Origin of the sequence: Amycolatopsis acidicola (assembly GCF_007713735.2) — a bacterium.
Lineage (GTDB): Bacteria > Actinomycetota > Actinomycetes > Mycobacteriales > Pseudonocardiaceae > Amycolatopsis_E > Amycolatopsis_E acidicola.
Genome location: NZ_VMNW02000022.1, coordinates 1 through 10,919, shown reverse-complemented (window position 1 = coordinate 10,919; position 10,919 = coordinate 1). Strand labels below are relative to the sequence as shown.

Here is a 10,919-nt window from a genome sequence, read left to right as displayed (position 1 = left end):
CGAGCCCGCGAGCGGCCGCTGCTGTATGGAATTGTTCACTCGCAAGCTCGCTCACGCTTTCTCTTCCTCTCCTGCCAGCAAGTGGTACAGCACCGCCATCCGCACGTGGACCCCGTTGCGCACCTGTTCGGTGATCGCCGAAGAAGGCGAGTCGGCGACCGCCGAGGCGATCTCCATCCCGCGCAGCATCGGCCCCGGGTGCAGCACCACGGCGTGCTCGGGCAGCATCTTCAGCCGCTTTCCGTTGAGCCCGTAAGCGATCGAGTACTCCCGCGCGGACGGGAAGAAGGCCCCGTGCATCCGCTCGGCCTGCACGCGCAGCATCATCACCGCGTCCGCGGCTGGCAGCTCGGCGTCCAGCTCGTGCGAGACGGTGACCGGCAGCGACTCCACCCCCACCGGCAGCAGCGTGGGCGGCGCGACCAGCACCACCTCCGCGCCGAGCGCGGCCAGCAGGTGGATGTTCGAGCGGGCGACCCGGCTGTGCAGCACGTCCCCGACGATCGCGATCCGCCGGTCCTTCACCGTGCCGAGCCGCTCCCGCAGGGTCGCGGCGTCGAGCAGGGCCTGGGTGGGGTGCTCGTGCATCCCGTCCCCGGCGTTGACCACGGCCGTGCCCGCCTCGGCGAGCCAGCCCGAAAGCCGGTGCGCCGCGCCCGAGGCCGGGTGCCGGATGATCACGCAGTCCGCGCCCGCGGCGGCCAGCGTCAGCGCGGTGTCGCGCAGGGACTCCCCCTTGCCGACCGACGAGCTGCCGGAGGACACGTTGATCACGTCGGCGCTCATCCACTTGCCCGCGATCTCGAACGAGACCCTGGTGCGGGTGGAGTTCTCGTAGAAGAGCGTGATCACCGTGCGGCCGCGCAACGTCGGCAGCTTGCGCACTTCGCGCCCCAGCAGGGTCTTCTTCAGCTCGTCGGCGGTGTCGAGCACGGCGGTCGCCTGGTCCGGGTCCAGCCCGTCGGTGGCCAGCAGGTGCTTCATCGGTTCTCCTCCCCGTTCCCGCGCAGCAGCACCGCGTCCCGTCCGTCCACTTCGGACAGCAGGACGTGCACCTCCTCGGACCGCGACGTGGGCACGTTCTTGCCCACGTAGTCGGCCCGGATCGGGAACTCGCGATGGCCGCGGTCGACCAGTACGGCCAGCTGCACCGAGCGGGGGCGGCCGTGATCGCGCAGGGCGTCCAGCGCCGCGCGGACGGTGCGGCCGGAGAACAGCACGTCGTCGACGAGGATCACCACGCGGTCGTCGATGCCGTCGCCCGGCAGCCGCGTCGAGGCGAGCGGCCGGGTGGGTCTGCGGCGGAGGTCGTCGCGGTACAGGGTGATGTCGAGATCGCCGGTGGGCGGCGTGATGCCGGCGAACTCGGCGATGCGCCCGGCCAGCCTCCCGGCGAGCGAGGTGCCCCGGGTCGGGATGCCGAGCAGGACCGGCGGCTCGGCGGTGTCCGCACCGAGAGCGGTCTTCTCGATGACCTGATGGGCCATTCGGGCGATGGTGCGCGCGACGTCACCAGCGGAGAGCAGCTCACGCTCACCGGCCGGTTCCGTCGCGCCACGAGGGCGTGACGCCACGGCAGACTCCTTCCCCGCCTCACGGGACGGGTCCTTAAAGGATGTCGAGACCCTGTTCAGCCAGGGAATCCCCGACACGATATCAGGAGGTTTGATCAGCCCGGCGAGTGGTATGCAAGCTTCCCGCCCGGACATTTGCTTGACCTGGTGACGACAATGCGTAACCATTACTCTGAGTATTCAGCTCAGGCTATTCCCCGGCGGTCGCCCTGACCGACTGGGCGAGGAAACGGAGAACCACCAGATGGGCGATTACGCCAAGGCGCTTGGGGCCAAGCTCCGCGGGATCCGCCAGCAGCAGGGACTGTCCCTGCACGGGGTCGAGCAGAAGTCCGGCGGCCGCTGGAAGGCGGTCGTGGTCGGTTCCTACGAACGGGGCGACCGGGCGGTAACCGTCCAGAAGCTGGCCGAGCTGGCCGATTTCTACGGGGTCCCGGTGGTCGAGCTGCTGCCGGAGGGCCGTGTCCCCTCGGGCGCCGAACCCGCCACCAAGATCGTGATCAACCTGGAACGGCTGCAGCAGCTGCCCGCCGAGAAGGTCGGCCCGCTGGCCCGCTACGCCGCGACCATCCAGAGCCAGCGCGGTGACTACAACGGCAAGGTGCTCTCCATCCGCACCGAGGACCTGCGGTCGCTGGCGATCATCTACGACATGACCCCCGGCGAGCTCACCGAACAGCTCATCGACTGGGGCGTGCTGCCGCCCGAGGCCAGGCCGGCGAAGGAAGACTAAGAACCCCTCCGGGAAGGGTGCCGCGGCGGGCGGGGGCCGCCGCGCCCTCACAGGCCGCGCGCCTACAGGACCGCGCGCAGCCTGTCCGCGATGTTGCCGATGCGGCCCAGCACCCCGTTGACGAACCGGGGCGAGTCGTCCGTGGACAGCTCCTTCGCGAGCCCGACCGCCTCGTCGATCGCGACCGGGTCCGGCACGTCGGCCGCCCACAGCAGTTCGTAGACCCCGACCCGCAGCACCGCCAGATCGACCGGGGGCATCCGGTCGAGCGTCCAGCCCTGCGCGTGCTCGGACAGCAGCTCGTCGATGCGCTCGCGGTGCGTCGTGACGCCCTCGACGAGCGAGATCGTGTAGTCCCCGATCGGGTCGACTTCGGGGGACCCGACCCGGCCCGACAGCATCGTGACCGGGTCGAGGGAGCGCTGCGCGGCCTCGTAGAGCATCTCCACGGCGCGCCTGCGCAAAGCGCGGCGGCCCGGAGAGCCGCCGCGCTGAGGGGAACCGGCTGGACTCAAGACGAGACCCTGCCCAGGTAACGCCCGTCGCGGGTGTCGACCTTGACCTTCTCGCCGGTGGTGACGAACAGCGGCACCTGGATCTCGGCGCCGGTCTCCAGCGTGGCGGGCTTGGTGCCGCCGGTGGAGCGGTCGCCCTGCAGGCCGGGGTCGGTGTGCTGGATGACCAGCTCGACCGAGGTGGGCAGCTCGACGTAGAGCGGGGTGCCCTCGTGCACCGCGACCTGGGCCTCGGTGTTCTCCAGCAGGTAGCCCGCCGCGTCACCGATGGTCTCGTTCGGGACGCTGATCTGCTCGAACGTCTCGCCGTCCATGAAGACGTAGTCGGTGCCGTCGTTGTACAGGTACGTCATGTTCCGGCGGTCGACCGTCGCGGTCTCGACCTTGGTGCCGGCGTTGAACGTCTTGTCCACCACCTTGCCGGAGAGCACGTGCTTGAGGGTGGTGCGCACGAAGGCGCCGCCCTTGCCCGGCTTGACGTGCTGGAAGTTCACGACGGACCAGAGCTGCCCGTCGAGGTTGAGCACCAGGCCGTTCTTCAGGTCGTTGGTGGAGGCCACGGGTTGTCCAGTTCTCCTGTTGTCTTCGTTGCGCGGCCGCTAGACGACCACGAGTTCCTTGCTGCTCAGGGTGAGGAGTTCGGGAGCGTCGTCCCGCACGACCAGCGTGTCCTCTATGCGCACGCCACCACGGCCGGCGAGGTACACGCCTGGCTCGACGGTGACCGCCATACCAGCGGACAGTGTACCGTCGCCGGTCTTGGCCAGGCTGGGTGCCTCGTGTATCTCCAAGCCCACGCCGTGCCCGAGGCCGTGGGAGAACCCGGCGCCGTGCCCCGCGTCCTCGATCACCTGCCGCGCCGCCTTGTCCACGTCCGCGGTCGCCACGCCGGGCCGGACCGCCTCGCGGCCCGCCGCCTGCGCCCGCCGGACCAGGTCGTAGAGCTCGCGCTGCCAGTCCGCGGGCTCGCCCAGCACGAGGGTGCGGGTCATGTCGGAGTGGTAGCCGTCGACCGTGGCGCCGAAGTCGAGCTTGAGGAAGTCACCCGCTTCGAGCACCACGTCCGCGGGGCGGTGGTGCGGGATCGCGGAGTTGGCGCCGGCGGCCACGATGGACTCGAACGAGCGCTCGGACGAACCGTGGTCCAGCATCAGGTTTTCCAGGTCCCTGGCCACTTCGCGCTCGGTGCGGCCGGGCTGGATCCCACCGCGCTCGATCAAGTCCCGCAGTGCGTTGTCGGCCGCGGCGCAGGCCTGGCGCAACGCCTCGATCTCGGTCTCGTCCTTCACCAGCCGCAACCGCTCCACGAGGCCGGGCAGGCGGCGCAGCTCCACGCCGTCGGCCAGCGCGGCGAACGCCTCGTACTGCTCGACGCTGACGTGCTGGCTCTCGAACCCGGTGCGGCCGTAGTCCTTCCTGCGCTCGCTGCCGCGCTCGAGCAAGGCCGCCGCGCTCTGCCTGCTGATCACTCGCTCCAGGTCCGGCACCTCCCCCTCGGCCTGGGTGGTGTACCGGCCGTCGGTGCAGAAGACCGTGCGGCCCTCGTCGCCGGCGTGCAGCAGCAGCGCGGCGTTGGAACCGGTGAACCCGGTCAGGTAGCGGATGTTCAGCAGGTCCGTGACCAGCAGCGCGTCCGTCTCGTCGGCACGGAGCATGGCACGCAGGGACTCGCGGCGGGTGGCGTGGATCTCGGGCACGCACTCACCTTACTGGCGAGTTGCCTTACAGTGGGGCGATGCGGCCCTGGTTGACCCGTGGTCTCGGCATGGCACTGCTGCACGCCGTGGCCGACACCGCCCTCGCGAAGGCGTCGGTCTACGAACCGACCGGCCTGCTCACCGCCAAGATCGTCGTGATCGCGCTGCTGGTCGGCGCGGCGGCGCTGTGGAGCGCGATCGACGGCCTGCTGCGGAGAACGGATCTCGGCCGCACCTGGCTGATCGCCGCCATCATCGCGGGCCCGGTGTCGGGCGTGCTGTACGTGATCGGGCGCGCGATCTTCGTCGACCAGAGCGGCACGGACGAGCTGTGGCCCGCGCTCACCGGCGGCGCCGCCTTCACGGCGTTGCTGGTGCTGGTGCCCGCCGGGCTCGGGATGGTCGTGGGCCCGCGGCTACGCCCCGCGCGGCTCGAACCCCCGGAGGAGCCTCCCGCGCCGAAGCCGCCCGCTCGCCCGGTGAAGCGGCGTCGGTCGGCTGAGGCGCCGGAACGTCCTCGGTCCTGGGAACGCGGCAGGACGCGCAAGCCGTCGCCGACCCGCCGGCCTTCACCGGTGCCGCGGCACGGCAAGTAGTCACTTGCCGAGCGTCGGCCCCTTCGCGTAAGCGCGCCATTGCGCGGCGGTCACCGGCTGCACCGGCGAGCCGTTGAGCGCCGCGACGCTGTCCGGGTGCGCCGGCCACAGGTTCCCGTCGTCGAGCAGGAACCCCAGCCCGATTCCCTCCGCCTGGACCGCGCGGGCGCCCGACGTCAGCCGCGCGGACACGGGCACCTGGTCGAGCACGGGGATTCGCTGGTCGAGTACGTGCGCGGCGAGCTGCCCCGCGACCGAGCGGCGGTCGACGCGCACGACCTTGCCGTCCGCGACGAGGTCCATCGTCCGCGACGGCGAAGGCATCGCGAACCCGTCGAGCACCGCCAGCGCGGTGGCGGGATCGGTGCAGCCGGTGGCGGTGACGTCAAGGCCGAAACGGCGCAGATCGGTGGGCGCGGCCGCTTCGCCGATCGCGGTGGCGCGGACGACGTCGATCGGGATCCGCCCGCACGGATCGTCCGCGGAAACCGGCGCGTGCCCGTCCGCGCTGCGCGCGAGGCCGGGGCCTTCCTGCCACGCCCCGGGCAGCACGACGGGCTGGTAAGGGCTGGCGGTGAAGTCGGCGTTCCAGAACGAGATCGTGGTGCCGTCCTGGGTTTCGTGCGCGATGGCGAAGGCGTCGAGGGCGTCCACCCATTCCAGGTCCGCGCTGAACGCGTCGGCCACCGATTTCACGCGCGGCGCCGCCGTGCTCGACGCCGCGCTGAAACCGTTGTCCCCCAACGATTCCACGTTCTCGGTGAAGGCGGGATCCTGGGCGCGCAGGACGAACTGCCCGGCCCCGTTCCAGCCCGCGGCCTTGCCGGTGGTGTCGGTGAACATCAGGTAGAACCAGCCGTCGACGTAGACCGCGGAAGGTTGTCCGGCGCCGTAGAGGTTGTCGCGGTGCACGTCGTGCGAGGGGCTCACGATGGGCCCCGGCGCCCTGTTCCAGGTGACGCCGTCGGTGCTGGTGGCCAGTCCGATGGAGTTGCCGAGCGCGTGGTCGCCCGCCGCGCCGGTGTAGTACAGGTAGTAGATCCCGTTGACGCGGATGACCGACGGATCGCAGGTGTGCACGCCGTCGAAGTGGCCGGGATCCCCGGACAGCACGGCGGGCGGCACTCCCCCGCCCGGCCCGGTGAAGGGCCCGTCCAGTGATGCGGACTCGCCGTACAGGATGTCGTCGCCCGGCGGCAGCGCGCCGGGATACTGGCTGCACCACCACATTCGCGTCTTGCCGCCGTCGAGCATCACGCTGGGGCCGTAGTTGTACGGCGCTCCCGGCCCGCCCGCGGCGACCGTGCCGGGGCTCTGGCGGGCGTTCGCCGTGGCGAGGGCGACGTCGCTGGGCCGGCTGGGAGTGCTCGTCGGCTTCGCGCCGCCCAGCCCGCCCTGCTGGCCCTCGGCCTGGGTCTGCGCGTTTCCTGCCGTGCACGCGGTCAGCCCGGACGCGCCCAGCAGCGCCGTCGCGAGGGCTGCGGCGAACCGCTGGCGAACTCCGCGCATGAACTCGCTGACCCACTTTCTCCAGGCGCACCGGCCCACTCAGTTTAGAGAGACGTCACCTTGCCGGGGGCCGCAGCACGCGGCACGGCGACGAGTTCGACCTCGAACCCGTCCTCGTTCTCCAGGTAGGCCGCGTAATGCCCGGGGCCCCCGGCATGGGGGTACTTGTCGGCGAACAGCGGGCGCCAGCCGTGCTCCAGCGCGGCGGCGGACAGTTCGTCGACACGGCATTCGGTGCCCACGTGCAGCGCCAGGTGATTCAGCCCCGGGGCGAGACGATCATGCCGCGGGGCGCTCAGCGCCGGGGACCGTTCGACGACGACGTACGTGCCGCCGAGCTTCCAGCTCACGCCGTCGCGCCAGCGCTGGAACCCGCGCCAGCCGAGTTCGGTGAGCAGCCAGCCGAGGCTCGTTTCGGCGCGCTCGAGGTCCGGCACCCACAGCTCGACGTGGTGCAGGCGGCCGTGCACGCCGGGCAGCGCGACGCACACGCGATGCGTGGCGCCGTAGTGCTCCCCCTCGCCCATATCGAGAAAACCCAGGCGCCGGGCCAGTTTCCGACTGGCCACATTGGACTCGTGGATCAGCGCCCAGACGGCGGGCAGGCCCAGCGTGCCGAATCCGTGGCCGAGCAGTGCCCGCGCCGCTTCGGTGGCCAGGCCCCGGCCACCGTGCGCCGGGTCGAGGAAATAGCCGATCTCCGCGACCGATCCCGGCAGTTCCGCCGAGGGGCGCAGGTGCGCGAGGCCGACGATTTCGTTCTCGTGCACCAGCACCCAGTGGCCCTGGCCGTCGGGCCCGTCGTAGGCGAGCCGTCGGCCGATCATCGCGCGGCATTGGGCGGGATCGCTGAAGTCGGCCGCGAAGTACCGGCTCGTCTCCGGGTCGGCGAACACGCGCAGCACCGCGTCGGTGTCGGCGGCTTCGAGGCCACGCAGCACCAGCCGTTCCGTGGTGAGCGTGGGTACGCTCATCCGGCGTTTTCCGCCAGCCACCGCAGGGCCAGCGGGTACCCGGGCACGCCGAGCCCGGCGATCACGGCGGTCGCGATGTCGGAAAGCACGCTGTGGTGCCGGAACTGCTCGCGTTTGTGCACGTTCGAGATGTGCAGTTCGATCAGCGGCGCGGTGAGCTGGGCCGCCGCGTCGCGCACCGCGATCGAGTAGTGCGTCCATGCGCCGGCGTTGAGCACCACCGGGTTTCCGCCGTCCGCGGCCTCGTGCAGCCAGCCGACCATCTCGCCCTCGTGGTCGGTCTGGCGCACCTCGACCTCGATGCCCAGTTCGGCTCCGGTGGCGACACACACAGCGGCCAGGTCGGCGTGCGTCGTCGAGCCGTAGACCGATGGCTCGCGTTTGCCCAGGCGGCCCAGGTTGGGGCCGTTGAAGACGAAGACCTTCACAGCAGCACGCTCCCGCCGTCCGCGGGCTTGTCCGCCGCGACTGCGGAGTAAGCCGCGGCGAGCAGCGCCGGGTCCGGGCCTTCGAGCCTGCCCGGTTTGCCGAGGCCGTCGAGCACGACGAACCGCAGCACCCCGGAGCGGGTTTTCTTGTCCCCGCGCATGTTTTCGAGCAGATCGGGCAGCGCGTCGGCTTCGTAGCTCGTGGGCAGGCCGAGCAACTTCAGCACGGCGGAGTGGCGATCGGCGGTGGCGTCGTCGAGGCGGCCGGCGAGCCGGGCCAGCTCGGCGGCGAAGACGAGGCCGACGCTGACCGCCGCGCCGTGCCGCCAGCGGTAGCGCTCGCGGCGTTCGATGGCGTGCCCGAGGGTGTGGCCGTAGTTGAGGATCTCCCGCAGATCGGACTCGCGCAGGTCCGCGGCGACGACGTCGGCCTTGACCTGGATGGAGCGGCGGACCAGCTCGCCCAGGACCTCGCCGGTGGCGTCGACGGCGTCGGCCGGGCTGGACTCGATGAGGTCGAGGATGGCCGGGTCGGCGATGAACCCGGTCTTGACCACCTCGGCCATCCCGGCGACGAGTTCGTTGGGGGGCAAGGTTTCCAGGGTGGCCAGGTCGGCCAGCACCGCCGAAGGCTCGTGGAAGACGCCGACGAGGTTCTTGCCCGCGTCGGTGTTGATCCCGGTCTTGCCGCCGACCGCCGCGTCCACCATGCCCAGCAGCGTGGTGGGCACGTTGACCAGGCGGACCCCGCGCATCCAGGTGCCCGCCACGAAACCGGCGAGGTCGGTGACCGCGCCGCCGCCGAGCCCGACGACCACGCCGCGCCGGTCCAGGCCGATGCGGCCCAGCACCTCCCAGCAGAAGGCGGCGACCGTGAGCGCCTTGCCGTCCTCGGCGTCGGGGATCTCGACGCGGTGCGCGTCCAGCCCGGCCTCGTTCAGCTCGTCGCGGATGGCGTCGGCCGTGGTGGTCAGCGTCGGCGGGTGGATCAGGGCGATCTTCGACGCGTCCCGGACGGCTTCGGTGAGCTCGCCCAGCAGGCCGCGGCCGATCACGACCTCGTAGGGGCGGGCTGTCCGGACCGGGATCCGTACCGGATCGGTCACTGCGTCTTCTCCAGTTCCTCGTTCAGCGCGGCCGCGATGACGGCCACGAGTTCTTCCGGGGTGCGGTCGTCGGTGTGCACCTCGACGGTGGCGACCTCGCGGTAGACCGGCAGCCGGGCTTCGAGCAGGCTGCGATAGGTGGCGCGGGGGTTGACCCCGGCCAGCAGCGGGCGGGCTGTGGACAGGCCGACGCGCTGCACCCCGGCCGCGAAGCCGATGTTGAGGAACACCACCGGATGCGGCTTCAGGCGCGCGCGGGTGCCCTCGGCGAGCACCGCGCCGCCGCCGACCGAGAGGACGCCTTCGTGCTCGGCCAACGCTTCGGCGATGACCTGTTCTTCGAGCGCGCGGAAGGCTGGCTCGCCGTCCTCGGTGAAGATGTCGGCGATCGCCCGCCCCGCCCGCGCGACGATGTCGTCGTCGGTGTCGCGGAAGTCGACCCCGAGGTGCTTGGCGAGCAGCGGCCCGACCGTGCTCTTACCGGAGCCCGGCGGCCCCGCGACCACGATGCACGGTTTCACCACCGTTCCTCCAGGGCCTTCAGGTAGGCGTCGGCGTTGCGCTTGCTCTCGGTGAGTGAGTCACCGCCGAACTTCTCGATCGCCGCGTCCGCCAGGATCAGCGCCACCACCGACTCGAGGACCACGCCCGCCCTCGGCACGGCGCAGACGTCCGAGCGCTGGTGGATCGCCACCGCGGGCTCACCCGTCGCGACGTCCACTGTGGACAGTGCCTTGGGCACCGTGGAGATCGGCTTCATGGCGACGCGCACCCGCAGCGGCTCGCCGTTGGTGATGCCGCCTTCGAGCCCGCCGGCCCGGTTGGACCGCCGGGTGACGCCAGCCGGCCCGCTGCCGCGGTCGATCTCGTCGTGCGCCTGGCTGCCCCAGCGGCGCGCCGTGGTGAAGCCGTCACCGACCTCGACGCCCTTCATCGCCTGCACGCCCATCAGCGCGCCGGCCAGCCGCGAGTCGAGGCGCCTGTCCCAGTGCACGTGCGAGCCCAGGCCCGGCGGGAGGCCGTACGTGATCACCTCGATCACGCCGCCGACCGTGTCCCCGGCCTTCCGGACCGCGTCCACCTCGGCGACCATGCGGTCGGTGCCTTCCTGGCTGAACGCGCGCACCGGGCTCTCGTCGACCGCCGCGAGGTCACCGGGGCCCGGCAGCGGGCCGTCCGGCGCCTCGGCGCCGCCGATCGACACCACGTGGCTCACGATCTCCGCGCCGAGCAACTGCCGCAGGAACGCCCGCGCCACCGTGCCGAGCGCCGTCCGGGACGCCGTCTCCCGCGCGCTCGCGCGCTCAAGGACGGGACGCGCCTCGTCGAAGCCGTACTTCTGCATGCCGGGCAGGTCGGCGTGGCCCGGGCGGGGCCTGGTCAGCGGCTCGTTGCGGGCGAGCCCGGCCAGCTCCGCCGGGTCGACCGGGTCCGCGGCCATGACCTTTTCCCATTTGGGCCATTCCGCGTTGTCGATGTGGACCGCGATCGGGCCACCCTGGGTGACGCCGTGCCGGACGCCGCCGAGAAACTCGATGTGGTCGGTCTCGAAGCCCATGCGGGGGCTCCGGCCGAACCCGAGCCGCCGGCGGGCGAGCTGCTCGCCGACTTCGGTGGTGGTGACCGCTACGCCGGCCACCATCCCTTCCAGCACGGCCGCCAATGCGGGCCCATGCGATTCACCAGCGGTAATCCAGCGCAACACGCGTCGATCCTGTCACGTCGCCGCGCCCGCGCCGCAACTACCCGCCCGGTTCAGCCGGATCCGGCCGGGCGTGTAGCAGGGC

The 10,919-nt window shown here is 71.6% G+C and carries 13 protein-coding genes; 2 read left to right on the top strand and 11 right to left on the bottom strand.

Going from position 1 to position 10,919, the window contains the following annotated elements; all coding sequences use genetic code 11:
- Positions 1 to 51: 51 nt before the first annotated feature.
- Positions 52 to 984, bottom strand: a complete 933-nt coding sequence (locus FPZ12_RS17280) for an aspartate carbamoyltransferase catalytic subunit (RefSeq protein ID WP_144749651.1) — start codon at positions 982 to 984, stop codon at positions 52 to 54.
- Positions 981 to 1,574: a bifunctional pyr operon transcriptional regulator/uracil phosphoribosyltransferase PyrR gene (pyrR, locus tag FPZ12_RS17275; protein ID WP_144749649.1), complete on the bottom strand. Its 594-nt coding sequence runs from the start codon at positions 1,572 to 1,574 to the stop codon at positions 981 to 983. Before pyrR ends, FPZ12_RS17280 begins: the two co-directional genes overlap by 4 nt.
- A 244-nt stretch (positions 1,575 to 1,818) precedes the next feature.
- On the opposite strand from pyrR, the gene bldD reads away from it, so the two are divergent.
- Positions 1,819 to 2,307, top strand: a complete 489-nt coding sequence (gene bldD, locus FPZ12_RS17270) for a transcriptional regulator BldD (protein ID WP_020422358.1) — start codon at positions 1,819 to 1,821, stop codon at positions 2,305 to 2,307.
- 62 nt (positions 2,308 to 2,369) lie between these two features.
- Here bldD and nusB read toward each other — a convergent pair whose 3' ends face one another.
- Genes nusB through FPZ12_RS17255 form a run of 3 tightly spaced genes read right to left on the bottom strand, consistent with a single transcriptional unit; the run spans position 2,370 to position 4,519 of the window.
- On the bottom strand, positions 2,370 to 2,822 hold the full coding sequence (nusB, locus tag FPZ12_RS17265; protein WP_144749647.1) for a transcription antitermination factor NusB: 453 nt from the start codon (positions 2,820 to 2,822) through the stop codon (positions 2,370 to 2,372).
- Complete coding sequence (efp, locus tag FPZ12_RS17260) at positions 2,819 to 3,382, bottom strand: elongation factor P (RefSeq protein ID WP_144749645.1); 564 nt, start codon at positions 3,380 to 3,382, stop codon at positions 2,819 to 2,821. Before efp ends, nusB begins: the two co-directional genes overlap by 4 nt.
- A gap of 39 nt (positions 3,383 to 3,421) precedes the next feature.
- Entirely contained in the window at positions 3,422 to 4,519 is a 1,098-nt protein-coding gene (locus FPZ12_RS17255) for a M24 family metallopeptidase (protein ID WP_144749643.1), read from the bottom strand.
- A 38-nt stretch (positions 4,520 to 4,557) separates the two neighbouring features.
- On the opposite strand from FPZ12_RS17255, the gene FPZ12_RS17250 reads away from it, so the two are divergent.
- The gene (locus FPZ12_RS17250; RefSeq protein ID WP_208025887.1) at positions 4,558 to 5,115 is read left to right on the top strand and encodes a B-4DMT family transporter; all 558 of its coding nucleotides are present in this window, start codon (positions 4,558 to 4,560) and stop codon (positions 5,113 to 5,115) included.
- Here the strand turns inward: FPZ12_RS17250 and FPZ12_RS17245 are convergent, their stop codons facing one another.
- Genes FPZ12_RS17245 through aroC form a run of 6 tightly spaced genes read right to left on the bottom strand, consistent with a single transcriptional unit; the run spans position 5,116 to position 10,837 of the window.
- The gene (locus FPZ12_RS17245) at positions 5,116 to 6,624 is read right to left on the bottom strand and encodes a glycoside hydrolase family protein (RefSeq protein WP_144749641.1); all 1,509 of its coding nucleotides are present in this window, start codon (positions 6,622 to 6,624) and stop codon (positions 5,116 to 5,118) included.
- A 44-nt stretch (positions 6,625 to 6,668) separates the two neighbouring features.
- Complete coding sequence (locus tag FPZ12_RS17240) at positions 6,669 to 7,598, bottom strand: GNAT family N-acetyltransferase (RefSeq protein WP_144749639.1); 930 nt, start codon at positions 7,596 to 7,598, stop codon at positions 6,669 to 6,671.
- Positions 7,595 to 8,026 (bottom strand): type II 3-dehydroquinate dehydratase, encoded by a 432-nt coding sequence (gene aroQ, locus FPZ12_RS17235; RefSeq protein WP_144749637.1) that lies wholly within the window; start codon positions 8,024 to 8,026, stop codon positions 7,595 to 7,597. The genes FPZ12_RS17240 and aroQ overlap by 4 nt, the downstream gene beginning before the upstream one ends.
- On the bottom strand, positions 8,023 to 9,132 hold the full coding sequence (gene aroB / locus FPZ12_RS17230; RefSeq protein ID WP_144749635.1) for a 3-dehydroquinate synthase: 1,110 nt from the start codon (positions 9,130 to 9,132) through the stop codon (positions 8,023 to 8,025). Before aroB ends, aroQ begins: the two co-directional genes overlap by 4 nt.
- Positions 9,129 to 9,638 (bottom strand): shikimate kinase, encoded by a 510-nt coding sequence (locus FPZ12_RS17225; protein WP_144749709.1) that lies wholly within the window; start codon positions 9,636 to 9,638, stop codon positions 9,129 to 9,131. Before FPZ12_RS17225 ends, aroB begins: the two co-directional genes overlap by 4 nt.
- 11 nt (positions 9,639 to 9,649) lie before the next feature.
- Positions 9,650 to 10,837 carry a chorismate synthase gene (gene aroC / locus FPZ12_RS17220; protein ID WP_144749633.1) on the bottom strand — a complete coding sequence of 396 codons (1,188 nt, stop codon included), beginning with the start codon at positions 10,835 to 10,837 and terminating at the stop codon, positions 9,650 to 9,652.
- Positions 10,838 to 10,919 lie beyond the last annotated feature (82 nt).